The sequence below is a fragment of the Actinoplanes sp. NPDC049802 genome, assembly GCF_040656595.1.
Taxonomy (GTDB): domain Bacteria; phylum Actinomycetota; class Actinomycetes; order Mycobacteriales; family Micromonosporaceae; genus Actinoplanes.
In genome coordinates this window covers 78992-96902 of the sequence record NZ_JBFAMR010000032.1, presented here as the reverse complement: position 1 = coordinate 96902, position 17911 = coordinate 78992, and the positions used below count along the sequence as shown (strand labels likewise).

General features: G+C 67.4%; 18 protein-coding genes and 2 tRNA genes. 7 read left to right on the top strand and 13 right to left on the bottom strand.

All coding sequences use genetic code 11. From position 1 onward, the window contains the following. The first annotated feature begins 255 nt into the window (after nucleotides 1-255). The 3 genes from AB0I88_RS22860 (at nucleotide 256) to AB0I88_RS22850 (ending at nucleotide 3205) form a co-directional block, all read left to right on the top strand. Nucleotides 256-597, top strand: a complete 342-nt coding sequence (locus AB0I88_RS22860) for a hypothetical protein (protein WP_361027846.1) — start codon at nucleotides 256-258, stop codon at nucleotides 595-597. Further along, nucleotides 594-2051, top strand: a complete 1458-nt coding sequence (locus AB0I88_RS22855; RefSeq protein WP_361027843.1) for a tyrosine-type recombinase/integrase — start codon at nucleotides 594-596, stop codon at nucleotides 2049-2051. Before AB0I88_RS22860 ends, AB0I88_RS22855 begins: the two co-directional genes overlap by 4 nt. Nucleotides 2052-2515: 464 nt before the next feature. Further along, the gene (locus tag AB0I88_RS22850) at nucleotides 2516-3205 is read left to right on the top strand and encodes a hypothetical protein (protein WP_361027840.1); all 690 of its coding nucleotides are present in this window, start codon (nucleotides 2516-2518) and stop codon (nucleotides 3203-3205) included. Nucleotides 3206-3751: 546 nt separating this feature from the next. Here AB0I88_RS22850 and AB0I88_RS22845 read toward each other — a convergent pair. The 10 genes from AB0I88_RS22845 to AB0I88_RS22800 all read right to left on the bottom strand — a co-directional run bounded on the left by AB0I88_RS22845 (nucleotide 3752) and on the right by AB0I88_RS22800 (nucleotide 9593). Next, nucleotides 3752-4462: a hypothetical protein gene (locus AB0I88_RS22845; protein ID WP_361027837.1), complete on the bottom strand. Its 711-nt coding sequence runs from the start codon at nucleotides 4460-4462 to the stop codon at nucleotides 3752-3754. Between the two features lie 170 nt (nucleotides 4463-4632). Next, nucleotides 4633-4809, bottom strand: coding sequence for a hypothetical protein (locus tag AB0I88_RS22840; protein WP_361027836.1), 177 nt, complete (start codon nucleotides 4807-4809; stop codon nucleotides 4633-4635). Nucleotides 4810-4909: 100 nt separating this feature from the next. After that, nucleotides 4910-5155 (bottom strand): hypothetical protein, encoded by a 246-nt coding sequence (locus AB0I88_RS22835; RefSeq protein WP_361027833.1) that lies wholly within the window; start codon nucleotides 5153-5155, stop codon nucleotides 4910-4912. A gap of 10 nt (nucleotides 5156-5165) precedes the next feature. Further along, entirely contained in the window at nucleotides 5166-5879 is a 714-nt protein-coding gene (locus AB0I88_RS22830) for a hypothetical protein (RefSeq protein WP_361027830.1), read from the bottom strand. Nucleotides 5880-5930: 51 nt separating this feature from the next. Beyond that, entirely contained in the window at nucleotides 5931-6164 is a 234-nt protein-coding gene (locus tag AB0I88_RS22825; protein WP_361027827.1) for a hypothetical protein, read from the bottom strand. A 491-nt stretch (nucleotides 6165-6655) separates the two neighbouring features. After that, nucleotides 6656-6847 (bottom strand): DUF397 domain-containing protein, encoded by a 192-nt coding sequence (locus AB0I88_RS22820; protein ID WP_361027824.1) that lies wholly within the window; start codon nucleotides 6845-6847, stop codon nucleotides 6656-6658. 14 nt (nucleotides 6848-6861) lie between these two features. After that, nucleotides 6862-7689, bottom strand: a complete 828-nt coding sequence (locus AB0I88_RS22815; RefSeq protein ID WP_361027821.1) for a helix-turn-helix transcriptional regulator — start codon at nucleotides 7687-7689, stop codon at nucleotides 6862-6864. A gap of 250 nt (nucleotides 7690-7939) precedes the next feature. Continuing rightward, nucleotides 7940-8012: transfer RNA gene (locus tag AB0I88_RS22810), tRNA-Arg, on the bottom strand. Nucleotides 8013-8053: 41 nt separating this feature from the next. Further along, a tRNA-Ser gene (locus AB0I88_RS22805) sits at nucleotides 8054-8144 on the bottom strand. A 312-nt stretch (nucleotides 8145-8456) separates the two neighbouring features. Beyond that, nucleotides 8457-9593 (bottom strand): hypothetical protein, encoded by a 1137-nt coding sequence (locus AB0I88_RS22800; protein WP_361027818.1) that lies wholly within the window; start codon nucleotides 9591-9593, stop codon nucleotides 8457-8459. A 10-nt stretch (nucleotides 9594-9603) separates the two neighbouring features. On the opposite strand from AB0I88_RS22800, the gene AB0I88_RS22795 reads away from it, so the two are divergent. Continuing rightward, nucleotides 9604-10146 carry a hypothetical protein gene (locus tag AB0I88_RS22795; protein ID WP_361027815.1) on the top strand — a complete coding sequence of 181 codons (543 nt, stop codon included), beginning with the start codon at nucleotides 9604-9606 and terminating at the stop codon, nucleotides 10144-10146. Here the strand turns inward: AB0I88_RS22795 and AB0I88_RS22790 are convergent. Continuing rightward, complete coding sequence (locus tag AB0I88_RS22790) at nucleotides 10095-10877, bottom strand: CPBP family intramembrane glutamic endopeptidase (RefSeq protein WP_361027812.1); 783 nt, start codon at nucleotides 10875-10877, stop codon at nucleotides 10095-10097. The two genes, AB0I88_RS22795 and AB0I88_RS22790, sit on opposite strands and share 52 nt — an antisense overlap. A gap of 149 nt (nucleotides 10878-11026) precedes the next feature. Here AB0I88_RS22790 and AB0I88_RS22785 point away from each other — a divergent pair, with 149 nt between their 5' ends. After that, nucleotides 11027-12136, top strand: coding sequence for a globin domain-containing protein (locus AB0I88_RS22785; RefSeq protein WP_361027809.1), 1110 nt, complete (start codon nucleotides 11027-11029; stop codon nucleotides 12134-12136). A 32-nt stretch (nucleotides 12137-12168) separates the two neighbouring features. Here the strand turns inward: AB0I88_RS22785 and AB0I88_RS22780 are convergent, their stop codons facing one another. Further along, on the bottom strand, nucleotides 12169-13698 hold the full coding sequence (locus AB0I88_RS22780) for a peptide deformylase (RefSeq protein ID WP_361027806.1): 1530 nt from the start codon (nucleotides 13696-13698) through the stop codon (nucleotides 12169-12171). 395 nt (nucleotides 13699-14093) lie between these two features. Between AB0I88_RS22780 and AB0I88_RS22775 the strand changes: the two genes are divergently transcribed. After that, nucleotides 14094-14816 (top strand): hypothetical protein, encoded by a 723-nt coding sequence (locus AB0I88_RS22775; RefSeq protein WP_361027864.1) that lies wholly within the window; start codon nucleotides 14094-14096, stop codon nucleotides 14814-14816. A 126-nt stretch (nucleotides 14817-14942) separates the two neighbouring features. Here the strand turns inward: AB0I88_RS22775 and AB0I88_RS22770 are convergent, their stop codons facing one another. Further along, nucleotides 14943-16853, bottom strand: a complete 1911-nt coding sequence (locus AB0I88_RS22770) for a hypothetical protein (RefSeq protein WP_361027804.1) — start codon at nucleotides 16851-16853, stop codon at nucleotides 14943-14945. 344 nt (nucleotides 16854-17197) lie between these two features. Between AB0I88_RS22770 and AB0I88_RS22765 the strand changes: the two genes are divergently transcribed. Further along, a complete protein-coding gene (locus tag AB0I88_RS22765) occupies nucleotides 17198-17911 on the top strand; it encodes a class I SAM-dependent methyltransferase (protein ID WP_361027801.1) in 714 nt (237 codons plus the stop codon).

Below are 17911 nucleotides of genomic sequence, written 5' to 3'. Positions count from 1 at the left end.
CCAGAGAAGGCGTCGGTGCCGTATTCGGCGAGGTGATTCGTCGGCTCGAGAGGACAGATCCTATGGGACGCGGACAGATTCCCTGAGACGGGACAGACCTGCGCTGTCAGACTTCCGGAAGGCGTTGTCAGATTCCTGTTAGACCGGCGAGTGTTCGCCAGAACTGACAAGAGCCGATTTGAGAGTGCCCGCGCATCCTCGCCGCACCAGCGGCTGACGAGAGATGCGCCTCTTCGTGACAGGAGCACTCTCACCATGAACGCCACCCCCAGCCACAACCCGGCCGCCGACCACCGAGACCGCGTATGGACCGAGGACCGCATCCGCGCCCTGGGCGCGGTCACCGATCTACCCACCGCCGCCCGGATCTTCGGGCTCGGCCGCTCCCTGGCCTACGACCTCGCCCGCACCGACCGGTTCCCGGCACCGGTCATCCTGGCCGGCACCCGCTACCGCGTACCCGTCGCCGGCATCCTCACCGCCCTCGGTATCCCTTCCAGCGGCGACTTGACGTCGTCGGCGCAACGAAGCGTGGATCACCACGGCGAAATCAGACCGCCCGCCGCCCACCACCACGCCGACCAGGGAGAACCGTGATCAGCGAAGGATCCATCACCAAACGCTGCGGCTGCAAAGACCCCGACACCGGGAAACGACTCAACAGCGGCTGCCCGAAACTACGCCGCCCCAACGGCTCCTGGAACACCACCCACGGCACCTGGGGCTACCAACTCGAACTACCCACCGCACCACGGCAAACCCGCCGGGTGCTACGCCGCAGCGGCTTCGACGACCGCGACACCACCCGCACCGAACTCGACCACGCCCGCTCCCTGCTCGCCCTCGCCGGCGACGACACCGGCCTCGCCGTCCAGATCGGCGACATGCTGCAAGCCTGCAAGAACGGCATCCCACTACCCGACCGCGACACCGTCGCCGCCCGCGTCCGCGCCGGAGTCCCCGCCAACGTGCCGACCACCACCGGCGAATACCTCACCGAATGGCTCACCGGACGACGCGGCCTCTCCCCCAACACCATCCGCGGCTACGGCGACCACATCCGCTCCTACCTGATCCCGCACCTCGGCGACATCCCGCTACAAACCCTGCGGACCAGCCACATCCAGGCCATGTTCACCGCCCTCGACGAACGCAATCAGCAAATCCGCGCCGCCCGAGCCAGCAACGACCCCGTCGTACGCGCCAAAGTCCGCGGCGTCCGCCCGATGGGCGCCTCAAGCATGGTCCGGCTATACGCCACCCTGCGGGTGGCGCTCAACGACGCCGTACGCCGCTCCCGCCTCATCCCCCACAACCCCGCGCTGGGCATCGAACTCGAATCCGGCGCCCGCCCGAAAGCCCGCGTCTGGACACCCAAAGCCATCGAGCAGTGGAAGACCACCGGGCAACGGCCGAGCCCGGTGATGGTGTGGCGACCCGAACAGGCCGGACAGTTCCTCGACTACGCCCAACGACACGACGCCGTGCTCTACCCACTGTTCGAACTCATCCTGCACCGCGGCCTACGCCGCGGCGAGGCCATCGGCCTCCGCGACTTCGACGTCGACCTCAACGAGGCCTACCTCAGCGTCGTCCAACAGATCACCGCCGTCGGCTACACCCCCGTCACCCGCAAAGTCAAGAGCGAAGCCGGAGACCGGATCATCCCCCTCGGCCCCACCACCGTCGCCGGACTCACCGCATACCTCGACATGCGTAACCGCTGGCAACAGGTCAGCGGCGACGACTGGCCGAACACCGGACTGTTCTTCGTACGCCCCAACGGCCAGCCCTGGCACCCGCAAGCCATCAGCGACCGCTTCGACTACCTCGTCAAAGCCAGCGGCCTACCACCAGTACGACTCCACGACCTGCGCCACTGCGCCGCCACCTACCTACGCCACGGCGGCGCCGACCTCAAAGAGATCCAAGAAGTCCTCGGCCACTCCACCATCGGGCTCACCTCCGACACGTACACCTCGGTGATCCTCGAACTGCGGCGACCGAACGCCGACGCCGCCGCCGACCTCATCCCCCGCGAAGCGGCATAACGGCAACGAAAGAGACAGGGCCAGGGCCGACAGAACGGCGGCACCGGCCCTGTACGCCGCACCCAGCCAGCCACTTCGGGGTGCCTCCCGAAGTGCTCACCTGAACGGCCTGGGCCTCCCCATAGCCCTACGCCTTGCGTACGACACAAGGCAATGATGCGGCGCGGAAGTAGTCGATGCTGAGTTGCCATCAGCGCAGCGGGCTTCCGCATCAGGGGCTTCCTACGAGTGGTCCGCAGTAGCCGATCGTCGTCGAACTGGTCCGCGTCGGACGACCGTCACCTGCTGGCCGTCAACCGCCGCCCGGAACACGATGCACACCTCTGAACAGATCTTATTGGCAATGGACATCTGGCCGTCCGACCAGCCAGTCCCGCCCTGTCGTCCCTTGATCATATTTTTGTCTGGTTGCAGCCTGGGTGTCTCGCACGCGTCGTGCGTGAAACACCGATGGGAGTTTCTCGTTGACCCGCCCCGCCCGTGCCGCTGCTTCATTGTCCATGGCCATGGCAGTCGTCGCCTCCGGTCTAATCTTCTCCGCCGCTCCCGCGTCCGCAGCCAAGATTGCCCCGACGATCAACGCCGCTGAGGTGACCAAGGTCGGCGATCCGATCAAGATCGTCGGCAAGGCCCGCACGGGAGCCACGGTGACCATCAAGTTCAACGGCAAGGCGGTTAAGAAGACCAAGGCCAACAAGTCCGGCCGGTTCTCAACCTTCATGAAGGCCACCAAGGGTGGGGCGTTCACGGCAACAGCGGGTGGGCGCACGAGCAAGCCCGACGCGGTCAAGGTCTACGTGAACCAGCGGCGTTCCGAGACCCTCTACTCCGGGAGCGACGGCGGCGTCGGGAACTTCAAGTCGAAGACGGTGACGTTCCGCAAGGGCGCTTCGATCACCGTGAAAGTCTCCACAGACGACAGGGTCTGCACGGACTCGGCTCCGTCGATCGACCCGTGTTTCGAGTACGGCTACGCCACCGTGGCGATCCTGGCTGATCTCACTTCCGCGATGACCGGAAACGACAAGTACTACGACACCGAAACCTCCGAGGTGTACGAGACGAGCCGGGGAATCGTCGACGTCTACTCCGTCAACGCGGAGAGGTGGACCGCCTCCGCCGTGCAGTCCTGGACTGCCCGCGTCTACGTCTGACCGCAACCGCCGGACGATGTCCACCGAATCCGGCAGGGCGCGGCCAACCGAGGCCGGTTGGGGTACGTCCCCGCGAACCGTACGCGCAAAGGAGCGAGGGCAGGTGCCGTAGTGAAGCCGCGGTCACCGCGGATCATCAGAGGCGCCTACCCTGGCAGCTCGCCGGGCGGCGACCCAACTTGGTGAGGTTCTCCCCGAGCGATGGCAGCCGCCCGGCACCACACTGATCCCCTGCTGGCCCACCGCGCGTTATCGGCGGAAGATCAGCTTGGCTCATGCAGCGCAACCCGGGTCCGACAGCGCCTATTCAGGATGCCGCTCGCGCATCACGCGTGCGACCGCCCCGTAAGTCGCCTCGTACTTCTGCCGGTTCGGCCTACGGCCTCGGGCGCCCCGGTGCGCCTGTTGTCGGGACGAACGATTTTCCCATGCCACCCCGGCAGGTCGACAGGAGGTCACCCATTTGCTCCTAATTTAACGAAGGGCCGCGGCTAAGGGAAACACTGACAGTCCGTTGCCACTATCTCCCAGGCGCAATCCAGCCGTTTACTCCTCGGTTCGGCCCTGGCCCAGAGTCCGCACCAGCTCATCGATCAATGCCGGATCTTCCTCCAGCATCCGTTTGATACTTTCGCGTACCTGGGCCGGGCCGAGTTCGCTCTCCATGTTCAGGTCCTCGGCCCCGACGTTGCGCAGCACCCTCGCCTGCACCTCGTTGAAAAGTCGGCTGTCTTCACTGAGCAATTGGGCCATCAATGCCGCGACAAAACGCTCCCGCGCATCTACGCCACTGGTCCCAGCGCTGAAGCCTTCAAGCGCCGCAACCAGTTCTCGCAACGGTTCCTCGCCCACGGTCGCCGTGGCCCGGATAGGCCCCGTCTCCGGCGCTGGCTCAGCGGCAATGGCATCATGAGAGGTTCGCTTCCGCGATACCAAGCTCCACGTCGACCGCACGGCCGGGAGAGCCCGGTTGCTCCAGGCCGACTTCACCGCTGGCACCGCTTGCTGGGTCAACGCGGTCTTCGCAGCCGGTAGCGCCTGCTGCACCAACCACTTTTCGATGTGCGGTGCAGCCTCCACGGCAACCCTCATGGCGGCTTCCACAGCCAGTTCCTTGACAAAGTTCGTGAACTCCGAGGGCGCCTTTCCCGGCGCTACCGACTCAGGACTGCCGCCGTCGGGTATGAACGTGGCGTGGTCAACAAGTTTGCCGTCGGCATTGTATAGATTCTGGTGAAGTCCACCCGACTTGGCCATTCCCGGAGTCAGTCCATCAGGATACTCAAAACGCCCTCTGACGCTAGCCATCGCACACCATGAACGGCACTGTATCGAAGTTCCGCCCGCGTTGAAATCCTACAAACACCGTTCGTCTTCATCCCATCGGGCATAGGCCTCTTAAGGCCTGAATACACACCCTTTGGCCGTCAGTTGACGGCCGCTACTTCGTGTTGGGCTGTGAAGGTGGCCGCCTCGGCGGCGAGGAAGTGCTGGATGGTGATCTCCTCCAGCAGCACGCCGATCTGCTGGTAGATCCACTTGTGCATGAAGCCCTCTCCGGCGCTGTTGCGTTCGGTGAAGAACTCCTGGTTGTACCAGGACACGCCGAGGAACACCGTGCCGCCGGCCTGTTTCGGCCGCTGCTGGACGCCGAGACCTTCACGAGCCCGTGATCAGCCTCGACAGCGCCGCCTGACGGGCAGGCTACGGATCGGACGGCACGCGGAGAGCCCAGCCCAGGAAGCGGTCGTAGAGGTCGGGCACGGTTCCCGTGCCGTTCCGGGCGAAGTCATCAATCGCCTCGGTCAGGAAGCCGGACAGGAACAGCAGCAAAGTCAACCGGTCGAATGGTCGCTCGGCCAGCAGCCCGGCTTTGCGGTCCGGGCACGGCCAGGGCTCGGCGCAATCTTCGCAGTCCCAGCTCGGCCGGACCGCCCGGTGCGTTTCCATGGGAACCGCTCTATCCATGGACATGCTCAACGGCTTCGAGCTGCGCCGCATCGTGGCGATAGGCACAGACCAGACCATGGGTACGCGCGTCGACCTCGTTCAGCACGCTGTTCGCCGGGCTCAGCAGCTCGTTGAGCGCCCCTCTGCGCAGCACCTGTGTCGTACTGATCTCCATCAGCGACCACATCGCTGCCGCATCGTCGTGGCGGCCGCACCTTCGCAGGAGCCTGAGGCACAGAATCTGCGCCACTACGATGCCGATTCCGCCGCGGGCCCGCCGCAGTACCGCTATCGCCTCGTCGCAACAGCCCAGGCTGTGTAGGCATTGCGCCCAGTACAGCCGAGCCTTGTCGGCCAACAGCCACTGCTGCCGCTGTTCCGCCCCGATCACCGCGACCTGCCACGCCGCAGCGGCCTCCCGTACCCGGCCCAGACGCAGGCACAGCCGGCCCAACTCGCTGCTCGCTGCACAGGACCGCTCCGACAGCGGCCCGGTCAGCAGGTTCGTCGCCCGTTGGGCGTATCGCAACCAGGCCAACGCCTGATCATCCGGGCGTTCGCCGGCCGCACCGAATCGCTGGATCGCCGTCTCCGCCAGTTCCAGGATCCAGCCGGTCACCGCCGGATCAGCGGACTCGAACAGGCCGTCCAGCGCCGGCACCTCCGGAGAGTCGAAGCAGTCGAGGCCCGCCGTTGCCGTCAAGCGATTCGCCAGTTCAGCCATCTCGGCCACCACCTTGCGGGATCAAGCCAAGCCGAGCTCGGCGCTGAACGGCTACTCGGCGGGAGAATCCAAAATCGGCAGAAGACCCTCCACCTGTACGAAGACCGATCGGCGCTCGATGGCCGAGCCGTCCGGGCCGAGCACGTAGCCGTCGATCCACTGCCAGCCGATGTAGGTCGGACGCGGGTCCACCCGGACGACCCGCAGAACGAGTGCCCTGTCGCCCGCGAACTGCACGCTCGCCGCGCGCCCCACGTAGAAGACCTCTCCGGGGCGCGGTCCCATCGCGGTGCACCGCTAACCCGCCAGGAGGCCCGGAACACCGACACGCACCGCACCGACCAACTCTGGCCGGCTCGCTCCCGGGCGCCGGACCGGCAGCCGCAGCGTCCGGGAGAATGTCACCACCGCGTTCTCGCGCCGCCAGCACGGTCCCGGCGAGTCGCAGGCCAGACAGCGGCCCGTCGCACTCGACGTCACATGCTCGTCCAGGAGCGCCTGAGCCTCCCGAAGCTGATCAGCCGACTTCGCGTAGTACGTGTTCCCTGTCATCGCATCTCCCCCAGGTGATCCGTTCGGGCGTACCTCTCCATCGACGCAGCACGTCACGCATGGATAAGCATTAGTCACATTGAGCGTTGGCGCACATGTGCGAGTTTCTAATCTGTGCGTGATCAACACAACCCGACTGACAGAAGTCATCCGATATGTCCGCTACTGACCACCAAAGAGGGCCGGTCCTCGCGGACCGGCCCTCGAAGTCGTGTTCTGTAGCGCTAGCTCAGGTCGAACTCGCCGTTCTGGGCCCCGCCGACGAAGGCGGCCCACTCGGCACGCGTGAAGGTCAGCACCGGACCCTCCGGGTCTTTCGAGTCCTTCACCTGCACGTGGGACGAGTTGTGGCGAACCATCACGCAGTTGGACTGATTGCCACTACGTGTGCTCTTACGCCACTCCGTGAACTGCATGACGCAACCCTTCTTCAGGCTTGGTCCACAAGCGAGCGGAGGAGGTCAAGCGTCGCCTCCGGGCTGACAGCCGCCGCTCGCAGGCGGCCATAGACCACGCTATACCGCGCAAGATCCTCGGGATCGCCCAGCCAGAGATCGCTTGTCTCGGTCTCGACGCTCACCATGTCATCTTGGTCGGGGTCATCGAATCGGTAGAGGGAGAAGCTGTTCAAGGCCCTGGACAGGTACTCCACCTCGGCGTCGAGGCGCAGCACCCGCACGGTTACGTTCTCACGCGAAGCCAGCTCGATCAGGTGACGGAACTGCGCCGCCATCACGTCAGGCGGCGCGGTGCGACGACGAAGAACCGCCTCATCGAGGATCGCCTCGTATTCGGTGCCGAGTCCAAGGATTTTCTGCCTTTCCAGCCGTCCGTCGACCGCAGCTGCCAGATCGAAGTCCTTGACCGCGTCTCTGTCACTGAACCGCTGGCGGGCGTAGCCGGCGTGCTGGAGGAGCCCGGGGATGAAGACCATGGCGTACTCCCGGATACCGAGTACGCCGGACTCCATCTCGACGAAGCCCATCTGGCGCTCCGGCATCCCCGCGAAGGCCCGCCACCATCCTCGGGCGTTGGCCTGTCGGCTCAGGCCCACCAGCCGGTCGTAAGCCGCACCACTCACTCCGTAGGTGTCGAGAAGGTCCATCACCTCGCCGACGTCTGGCCGAACCTTGCCGTTCTCCAGCCGCGAGACCTTCGTGTGGCTCCAGCCCATCAGGCCGCCGACGTGAGTCACCGACCATTCCCGGGACTCACGGAGTTTGCGCAGCTCAGTACCGAGGCGAAGCCGCTTGCTCATAGGACCTTGACCGGCGGGCATGCAGGCAGGGTACCGGCCGATGCGAATGAATCCGCCGGCCCAATTCCGGCTCGATCACGACGCCATGGACACAAAAGCACAGGTAAGCACGGGTGCGGACCCGCCACTTCGGAACAGCCGATCACCACCGGATCACCACTTCCCACATTACGGGAAAATGGGGCTCGAAACTGGGAAACAAAAATGGCCATGAGCTGCGTTTCCGCAGGTCACGGCCATTTCAGTGAAGCGCGCCCGAAGGGACTCGAACCCCTAACCTTCTGATCCGTAGTCAGATGCTCTATCCATTGAGCTACGGGCGCTTGCCTTGTTGCTCAGTCAGCCTACAACACCGACTTTCGCGCGGAGACTCCGGGATTCGAACCCGGGAGGGGCTTTAAAACCCCAACCGCATTAGCAGTGCGGCGCCATAGACCAGACTAGGCGAAGTCTCCCCGGCGGCCCGGGGGCCACCGAGGCTTGACAATACCGGACCCGCTCAGCGTCGCACAAAGAGGTTGCCATCTGGCACGCCAAGGATCTTCCCGAGCGGTCACGAACAGGCGAAACGTTGCGGATGGGACTAGGCTGCGTGCGATGGAGGAGAACACGCGCCGGGAGGCTCCGCGGGCTCGGGATCCGCGAAGCCCGTTCAGCACGCCCGAGCAGAAGCCTCCCGCCGAGGAGCCGACCGCCACCCCCGCGCGCCGTGGCACGCCGCCGGCGGTGACCTTCCAACCCCCGCGCCCCGGCCCGAGTGCCGAAGGTCACTCTTCGAACACCTCTTCCGGTACGGATGCCGGCACCCGCCGTAAGCCCGCTTCCGCCGCGGTGCCTCCCCAGGCGGTGCGCACTCCCGAGCCGGTCCCAGCCGAGCCCGCACCCGAAACTCCCCCGACCTCGGCGCCGGACCCGGCTGGCACCCCCACCAAGCGCACTCCGGTGAAGAAGGCCACTACCGCGAAAAAGGCCGCCCCGCCACGAAAACCGAGTCTCGCGGAGAGAGCCACCCCGCCACAAAAGGCGGGCCCGGCCGGGACAGCAAGCCCAGCCGAGACAGCCGCCCCGCCGCAAGAGCCGAGCGCCACGAAGAAGCCCGCCCCGCCGGAAGAGCCGAGCCTGGCGAAGAAGCCCGCCGCGCCGCAAGAGCCGAGCCTGGCGAAGAAGCCCGCCCCGCCGCAAGAGCCGAGCCTGGCGAAGAAGCCCGCCGCGACGGAAGAGCCGAGCCTCGCGGAGAAGCCCGCCGCGCCGCAAGAGCCGAGCCCCGTGGAGAAGCCCGCCCCGCCGGAAGAGCCGAGCCCCGCGGAGAAGCCCGCCCCGCCGCAGAAGGCGAGCCGAGCCGAGACGGTGGCTCCGCCGCGTAAAGCGCGGTCCGCGGAGAAGGCCGAGCCTGCCACGCCGCGTAAGAGCAGCCCGGCCGCGAAGGTCGCACCTTCGGCGGAGGTAGCCACGCCCGCGAAGAAGGTGGCGGCGAGGAGAACGACCGCCAAGCGGACCGCGGCCAAAGCGGTCCCACCCGTCGATCTGACCGTCCGGACGTCGGCCAGGCGCCCGGCATCCCGGCAGGAGAAGCCCACCCTGCCGCCACGGACAGCGGAAACGGCAACAACGCCCGCAGCCGTAGCCGGCACACCGGCACCGCCCGAGGCGATCACGGCCCAGCCCAGCGATGTGACACCACCCACAGCGACCCAAGACGTAGGAGCGACCGCAACCGCAACAGTCCAGCCGGAGGCAACCGCACCCACCTCGGCCGCAAAAGCACCGGCGGAAGCGGCCGCGGCCGAATCCATCGCGCCCACGACGACGCCGCCGAATGCGACCGCAACCGATTCCAGCGCGACACCGTCCCGGCCGGGCGTGATCGGCGACAGTGCGGTGGTGGTGCCCGGTGCGGCCGCCACGGAGTGGACCGTGGCCGAGGGGCTGGGGTCGCTGACCGAGGAGTTGCTGGCGGATCCGGCGCGTACGCCCCGGATCCTGGCTCACGCGGCGGTCCGGCACATCGGTCCCCGGGCCCGGGCGTGGGCCGCTCAGACGAGGGCGTCGTATCCGACGGCTACGACGGAGGCGATCGCACGCCTGGCGGTTCAGCGGTTCACTCGTTCGGCGGGTGTTCGGGGCGGGCTTGGCGCGCTTGCCGGCCCGTACGCCCCGATTGCTCTTGTCGCGGCGACCGTGATCACGCATGCGGAGCTGGTGTTGCACCTGGCCGCGGTCTATGGCCTGGATCCCGCGGATCCGCGGCGTGCCGACGATCTGCTGGCGCTGGCGGCTCCGGGGAAGGGTGCCGTGGCTCTCTGGGTGGCGCTGAAGCTGGTCCGGCTGCCGGGTGTGAGTCTGCTCACCGCCGTGCTGGGTGCCCGTGCCACGACGGAGGCGGTGGCGGTGCGGGCGCGCCGGTTCTACGCGGAGTATTCGAGCCAGGACAGCCAGGATTCGGGCAGCAGTTCGTAGCCGACGAACGCGGTGATGTCGAGGAGGCTGTGCGCCACGATGAGCGGCATCACCCGTTTGGTTCGCAGGTAGAACAGCGCGAAGACGACGCCCATGACCGCGTTGCCGACGAAGGCGCCGAAGCCCTGGTAGAGGTGGTAGGAGCCGCGCAGCACGGCGGACGCCGCGATGATCCAGGCCGGTGACAGCGAGAGGGCCCGGAGCCGGGTGATCAGGTAGCCGACGACGATGACCTCTTCGAGGACGGCGTTCTGTACGGCGGACAGGACCAGGACGGGCACCGACCACCAGTACGGTTCGAGCCCGGAAGGCACGATCTGCGCGTTGACGCCGAGTTGGAGCGCCCCGTACACGAGGAGGAGGCCGGGCAGGCCGATGCCGGCGGCGAGTCCGGTGCCCCAGCCGAGGTCGTAGGCGGGCCGTCGGTAGTCGATGCCGAGTTCCCGTGTCGCCTCCCCGAAGGACCGTCCCAGGAGGAACAGTGCCAGCACCACGGGGATGAGTGCGAAGAAGATTCCGAGCAGCTGGTACGTGAGGTCGAGGTAGGGCCGCGGCGACACGGTCGGGTTGAGTGTCGCGGTCTGCTGGGCGAGTGGCTTGTCGGCGGTGAGTTTGGCGGTGAGCGACACCACGGAGTAGACGGCCGACTGCCCGAGCGAGAGCAGCAACACGATGGCGATCTCGGCCCGGTAACGCGGGCGGGTGGTCAGCTGCTGGTCTTCGACGGTCACCTCGCAACTCTAGGGTCTGTTTCATAGGGGATGGCTGGGCGGCGGCGAGGCACAAAACGACTCAATTCGGCGCGCGACGCGCCGGGGAGGGTGGTGAGTCGCACTGTCCGTGCGTCGTGTTCCCGACTGTGCTGACCACCCTGAATGGCATGGGAGACCTCGCACGCTTGCTCAAGGAGAGCTGGAGCCTGGTCGAGGAACATCAGGACAAGGTCGCCGGCTATTTCTACGCGCGCATCTTCCTGTCGTACCCGGACCTTCGCGATCTGTTCCCGGTGCAGATGGATGTGCAGCGGGCCCGTCTGCTCGGGGCGATCGTGACCGCCGTGCAGACGCTGGAGGATCCGGAGCGGTTCGACGACTACCTGCGGGCCCTCGGCCGGGATCACCGCAAGTTTCACGTGGAACCGGAACACTACGAGGTGGTGGGCGGAGCCTTGATCGAGTCGATGCGGGCGTTCGCGGGCGAGGAGTGGGGCGTCGAGTACGACCAGGCATGGGCGGACGCGTACGCGGTGATCGCGTCGAAGATGCTGGCCGGAGCGGACGCCGACCCGAACCCGCCGTACTGGTACGGCGAGGTGGTGGCGCACGAGCGCAGGTCCCGGGACATCGCGGTGTTCACGGTGTTGCCGATGCAGCCGCTGGACTACCGGGCCGGGCAGTATCTGAGCCTGGAGTGCCCGCGCTACCAGCCGCGACTGTGGCGGACCTACTCACCGGCGAACGCCCCGCGCCGGGACAACACGCTGGACTTCCATGTACGCGCGGTGGGCGCCGGCTGGGTGTCCAGCGCCCTGGTCCGCAGGGTGCAGGTGGGCGACATGGTGAAGCTGGCCGCCCCGATGGGCTCGATGACCCTGGACCGAAGATCGACCCGGGACGCCGTCTTCGTGGCCGGTGGCACCGGGCTCGCTCCGATCAAGTCGCTGTTGGAGGAGCTCACCCGGTACAACCGGACCCGGTGGGTGCACGTCTTCTTCGGCGCGCGGACCCGCGACGACCTGTACGACCTGGCCGACCTGAACCGGCTGGCCGCCCGTTACCCGTGGCTGTCGGTGGTGACCGCGTGCAGCGACGATCCGACCTTCCCCGGCGAGCAGGGCGACATCTCGGACGTGGTGGCGAAGTACGGTCCGTGGAAGGAGCACGACTTCTTCGTCTCCGGGTCGGGCCGGATGGTGAAGGCCACCTTGAAGAGGCTCGCCGAGTTGCAGGTCCCGTCGATCCGGATCAAGTACGACAGTTTCACGGACTGAGCCGATCCGGAGCCGCAGTGTGCAGCCCGGATCTAGTAGTCCCAGGGACGGCCGGTCTGCTGGTATTGCGCGACCGGCACGAGCTTGGCGTCGGTCTTCATCCGGTCCACGTACAGCCGGCCTTCCAGGTGGTCGATCTCGTGGCTGATCAGCCTGGCGAGGGCCCGTTCGAACGTGGTGACCACCCGGGTCCCGTCGAACCGCGCGTGTTCCACGTCGATCCGCAGCGGTCGCGGAACCAGGCCGCGGTAGTCGAAGAAGGACAGGCAGCCTTCGTACTGCTCGTCGGTCTCGCCGGACTCGCCGACGACCCGGGGGTTGAGCAGGACGACCGGATCGGTGTCGCGCTCCGGCGGCCGGACGACGGCGGCCGCCACCGGAACCCCGATCTGGGGCGCGGCGAGACCCACGCCCTTGCTGAACTCGTGCAGGTCCTCCAGCCGTCCGAGCGAGGTGAGCAGCCGGGTGACCGAGGTCCGGGCGGCCGCCCCCTCGCGGGGTAGCTGGAAGTGCCGGGCCCGCTGCCGGAGCAGGTCGGATCCGCGCTGGATGATGCCGATGCCGCGCATCCGGTGCGAGGCTCGGGGCAGGGCCGGCTCGGGTGGGCCGGTCTCCTCGTAGAGCGGTGCGTCGGCGCCACGGAACCGCCATTCCAGGCGGTACCTGGCGTTGAGCAGGGGCGCGTCGGTTGACCACTCGAAAATGGCACGACCTCCCTCGGTGCGGCGTTCCAACGGGGTACGGACGGGTACCTCGGCGGCGAGGGACGCCTCCACACCCCAGACCTGGGTCTCGAAGCTCTCCGGGAAGTTCAGCCGTACGGTCAGGGACCGGGTCGGCAGGCGGACGGCGCGCTGGAACCACTGGCCCCACTTCTCTTCGCCGACCGTGTACGCGTACTCGATGGTGGTCCGTTCGCCGGGATAGAGCGGGAACTGGCCGCGCTCGTTGGCGAACATGAGCCAGATCTCCTTGGACGCGTCCCGGTCCAGTTTGACCCGCCACAGCATGGGTTCGGCGGCGTCGCTCTCGCCGGCGTACGCCCGCACGTCCATCTCGCCGAAGGTGAGTGGGTTCTCCCGGTGGTGGCGGTTGGAGCCGGCCGGGTCGTGGGGGTAGCGGTCGACGGAGATCTTGGCGAGGTACCGGGTGACCGGTTCGACGCCGGCGTTGTAGAGGGAGCGCCGGACCCGGCAGCGGTAGGCGCCGTCGGTGTAGACCAGTTCGGCGATCTCCCGTTCGACGATGAGCCCGGTGCCCGGTGGCAGCCACTGGACCGGCACCGGCGGGTCGCGGTGCAGTCCGGCGTTGCGTGCGTTGCGCAGTTCGTCGTACTCCTGGAAGCGCTGCCAGATGAGGCCGCCGGCGCCGAGGACGGCTTCGGCCCGGCGGGCGAAGTCCTCGGTGGGTTTGTGGCGGCGGCCCTCGACGTGGCTGACGTAGGAGGGATCGAAGCCCATGCGCGCGGCGAGCTGCTTCTTGGTCATTCCGCGCTCGACCCGCCATTGCGCGAGCGCCGTGACGAACTTGTCTGCGGCCCTCTCAATGGGCGAGGTGGTCATCACGGATGTCCCCTTCGCGACGGCACGTTCAGTGTCGCCGGGACTTCACGTCTGCAAGGGGCTAGTAGCGTTTTGCCGACAGATACCTTGACGAATCCGGCAACGCCATCACGCTACGTACGGCAGCAATCGCCGAGGGTATTCGCCCGAATCCTCCACTTGGGCCAGTGTGGTTAGGCTACCCTTAACCGGGTACCGTGGGCCTTCGCGAGCCCCTGCCGCTCCACAAGAGCCGGCTCGCGCCACGATGGCTTCTGCAAGATCATCCGCAAGGAGAATGCGGTGACTCAGCGACGAGTGCCGCGGGCCGGCGGCCGCCCGTGACCAGCACCACCCTCGAGCTCAGGCAGGTCCGCCCGCCACTACTCGCCCCGGTCAACGCGACCCTGCGCGCCATGTTCGGCACCAGCACCGAGGTCCCCGGTCTCGCCCCCGACCTGGTGGTGCGCGACCTGGCCGGCTGGACCCCGACCGCCCGCCTGGCCGACGTGCACCTGGACACCCTGCTCGACGCCGCCCGCCGCCGGTGGAACGCGCAGGCCCACGCCGCCGCCGCGCTCGCCTGGAAGGCCTACACCTACTGGCTCGCTCTGCCCGCCGTCCTCGGCTGGGCCTCCGCGCGCCGCGTGCCGCTGCTCACCTCCACCGACGCGATCATGCACTTCGACGACCCGCGCCCGCTCGTCACGCTCGGCATGCGCCCGGACATCCCGGTCGCCGTCCTGCCCAACGATCCGCTCGCCGTCTCCGGCCTCCCCCAGGTCAAGGTGGTCGCCGACGAGGACGCGCTGCTCGCCGAATTCCGCCACGCCCTCCTCGACCAGCATCTCGAACCGCTGCTCGACGCCATCCACGGGCGGGTCCGGCTGGGCCGGCGCCCGCTGCTCGGCTCGCTCGCCTCCGGCATCGCCTACGGCGTTCTGCGTTCCGCCGACACCGTGCCCGGCTCCTCCGCCGAGGCCATCGACCGGCTGCTCGGCGCCCTCGGCATCCGCGACCTGATCGACCTCGCGCCCGGCCCGAACGGCGATCTCGACGTCCGCCGCAAGACCTGCTGCCTCGCCTTCACCCTGCCGCAGCCCAAGGTCTGCCCGGGCTGCTGCATCAAAACCCTTTAGCCGTACGCGCGACGCCTACCGCCCGGGGAAGACGGCGACCACCGCCGGACACCGGCCCGTGCCGCCCGCCCCGGGCTGAGATCGGTGGTCACCCGCCACGGACGACCGGCGGGTGGCCCAGGCGGGTCAGAAAGCTTCGCCGCCGGTGAGGACCGTGTCCGGGTCGTCGACCAGGTCGCTGACGTCCCACACCCAGACGCCGCCGGTCCAGGTGGGGCGGAAGCCGAGCAGGTCGGACATGGTGCGCAGCAGCTCGATGTCGCGGCTCTGCGGGGTCAGCACCACCACGCCGGCCTTCCAGAACCGGAGGTCGGCGAGGGTCACCTCGCGACGGTCGTTGTTGATCTCCGGAATCGGGTTGCCCTGCTTGATCGAGGTGACCAGGCCGCTCGTCGGGCGCCACGGCGGTGAGAACATCGCGGTCCGGTCGCTCGGGTCCAGCGGGTTCTGGTTCGGCAGCAGCGCGTACGCCCCGGCGATCCGCATCTCGTGGCCGGTGGTGGCGGTCCAGCGCAGCGGGTCCGGGTAGGTGCTGTCCGGCAGCGGCAGGGTGACCACGGTGTGCTGCTCGTCGACGTAGTCACGCCACGCGCCGGAGGTGACGAACTCGGGGACCGGGTCCATCCGCACCGTGGCCATCGGCCGCGGGATCAGCGGGACCAGCGCCATCGCCACCGCGGTGATCATCGCGACGCGGACCGGGCCGCGGGACGCCGGCTGTGCGCGCATCATGTCGGCGGCCCGCTGGCAGCCGAAGGCCAGCACGATGCCGACGATCGGGGCGATCGCCATGGCCCAGCGGGTCGGCACCGCCGAGTCCAGCACCGGAAGGTGGTGCAGCAGCGCCCAGATGCCGGGGATGCCGGTGTCGACGCCGTTGAGCACGATGCGCGGTCCGAGGGACATGGCCCCGAAGAGGATCGCGATCCCGCCGAGGGTGAGCACCGCCCGGGAACGGCGCAGCCAGACGAGCAGGCCGAGGAAGAGCACGATCAGGCCCCAGCCGAAGAAGGCGTTCTCCTCCGCGGCGTTCTGGGTGAGCCGGGAGGCGGTGGCCGTGTCGCCGGCCATCGAGTGCCGGGAGTAGGCGGCGAACGAGGCGAGGTCGGCGCCGAAGTTGCGGACGAACTCGGCCAGGCCCTGGTAGCTCTGCGGACCGAAGAACTGGACGCTGAGCGGGTAGGCGAGCACCGCCAGGGTGGCGGCCGCGGTGACGCCGAGCGCCCGGAGGAACGGCAGGATCTCGCCCCGGTGGGCACGCCACCGGACGACGGCCATGACCGCGCAGAACAGGCCGAGGCCGACGGCGGTCATGAACAGGATCTCGAGGTTGATGAACGCCTGCCAGATCAGCAGCCCGGCCAGGATCAGCCCGTTGCGCAGCGCGCGACCGCGAACCCGGAGCTCCAGCGTCCGCCAGATGATCACCGGGACGAGGAACTGGGAGACGATGTTCGGGTGGCCGCCGGCGTGCGACACCATGCTCGGGGCGAAGGTGCAGAAGAGGGCGCCCACCCAGGCGGCCGGCCGGGAGGTGACGAACCGCCGGGAGAGCACGAGATACCACGACGCACCGGTTAATGCCAATGCGCCGGTGAGAAATACGTTGAACGCCACATGCGGGCCGAACAGAAGAGTGATCGGCGTCAGTGGCAACGAAACGGCCAACACCGAGGTGTTGGCCATCATGTTCACCCCGTCGGGGTAATTCATCCGGTCCGAGAAGAACGGATAGACGCCATCCGTGAGCACTCGAGCACCGTGCGCCAGCATCCACTCGAAGAAAGCCTGATCCTGCGGATCGTCACGCAGTTCATGATCAAGATTGAGCCACAACGGCAGGGTCAGCATGATCGCGAAGACGGCGAAAGCGCCGATCGCCACGATGTCGCGCCACGTGAGCAGGCGCCGCCACGGCGGACGTATGGGCTGCTCATCCACGGTTTCGTGAGGAGCGGCCGGAGCGGTGGGAGCGACCACCGTGCCACTTGAACCGAGGGCTATCAGCTCCGCGTCCAGGTCGTCGTCGGCGGTCACTCGGCCTCGCGACAGAACGTTCTCGGCGGTCGACTGGCCTGTCGAGTCAAAACCCGTAATCGTCATAGCATCGGCGAGCCTAACCGAGGTTTCCAAGAAGCCGGTGGTGTGCGCCCCAGGCGTGATAGAGCCGATATGTACGCGTGTTTTCCGCGTGTCCGACGACGTGTCCATCCTGTGGACTTGCGGCGGGGTAACCCATCCCACTACCCGGTGCACCTATGTCTCAATCAGGCCAAAAAATCAGTGGTGCCCGGCACCCAACTTTCGGTTAGGCGCTTCAGATGGTTAACTTCGCTGGTCCCGCTGTCAGCTCAGATCGGCAAGATGAGGGAACCTCACCTATGGCAGACATCACTGGAGACCAGCGGATCCAGTCCGAAGTGCTCGAAGGCCTCGCCACGGCGGTCAACCACCGGCGGTGGTTCGTCGAGCTCGCACTCCCGTACCTGGGGGACAACCCCATCGAGATCGGCAGCGGCCTCGGTGACTATGCGATCGAGTGGGCGGAGCATCTGCCGAGGTTCACCGCGACCGAGGCTGATCCCGACCGGCTCGTCCTGCTCAAGGAGCGGATGGCGGAACACTCCAACATCGACGTCAAGCAGATGCTGCTTCCGGCACCGGACGCCGCCGCCGAGTACAGCGCGGCCGTCTCGTACAACGTGCTGGAGCACATCGAGGACCACGTCGGTGCGTTGCGCAGCATGAAGGAACTGGTCCGCCCCGGCGGCCGCGTGATCATCATCGTGCCGGCCTTCATGTTCGCGATGAGCCAGGTGGACATCGCCACCGGGCACATCCGCCGCTACACCAAGAAGACGCTCGGCGCGGCCTTCACCGAGGCGGGGCTGGAGATCGAGAAGCTCCACTACGCGAACGCGCTCGGCCTGATCGGCTACTACACGGCGACCAGCATCTTCAAGCTGGCCCCCAAGGAGGGGCCGATGGTCAAGATCTACGACACCCTGGTGCTGCCGGTGACGAAGGCCGCCGAGCGGATCGTCCGTCCGCCGTTCGGGCAGTCGGTGTTCTGCGTGGCCCGCGTTCCCCGCTGA

Excerpts from the sequence above, each read along its gene's own strand:
- AB0I88_RS22780 (WP_361027806.1), bottom strand. The coding sequence starts at position 13,698 with ATGACCACCTCGCCCATTGAGAGGGCCGCAGACAAGTTCGTCACGGCG.
- AB0I88_RS22830 (WP_361027830.1), bottom strand. The coding sequence starts at position 5,879 with ATGGCTGAACTGGCGAATCGCTTGACGGCAACGGCGGGCCTCGACTGC.
- AB0I88_RS22765 (WP_361027801.1), top strand. The coding sequence starts at position 17,198 with ATGGCAGACATCACTGGAGACCAGCGGATCCAGTCCGAAGTGCTCGAA.
- AB0I88_RS22825 (WP_361027827.1), bottom strand. The coding sequence starts at position 6,164 with ATGGGACCGCGCCCCGGAGAGGTCTTCTACGTGGGGCGCGCGGCGAGC.
- AB0I88_RS22775 (WP_361027864.1), top strand. The coding sequence starts at position 14,094 with ATGTTCGGCACCAGCACCGAGGTCCCCGGTCTCGCCCCCGACCTGGTG.
- AB0I88_RS22785 (WP_361027809.1), top strand. The coding sequence starts at position 11,027 with ATGGGAGACCTCGCACGCTTGCTCAAGGAGAGCTGGAGCCTGGTCGAG.
- AB0I88_RS22815 (WP_361027821.1), bottom strand. The coding sequence starts at position 7,689 with ATGAGCAAGCGGCTTCGCCTCGGTACTGAGCTGCGCAAACTCCGTGAG.
- AB0I88_RS22820 (WP_361027824.1), bottom strand. The coding sequence starts at position 6,847 with ATGCAGTTCACGGAGTGGCGTAAGAGCACACGTAGTGGCAATCAGTCC.
- AB0I88_RS22845 (WP_361027837.1), bottom strand. The coding sequence starts at position 4,462 with ATGGCCAAGTCGGGTGGACTTCACCAGAATCTATACAATGCCGACGGC.
- AB0I88_RS22860 (WP_361027846.1), top strand. The coding sequence starts at position 256 with ATGAACGCCACCCCCAGCCACAACCCGGCCGCCGACCACCGAGACCGC.
- AB0I88_RS22835 (WP_361027833.1), bottom strand. The coding sequence starts at position 5,155 with ATGGAAACGCACCGGGCGGTCCGGCCGAGCTGGGACTGCGAAGATTGC.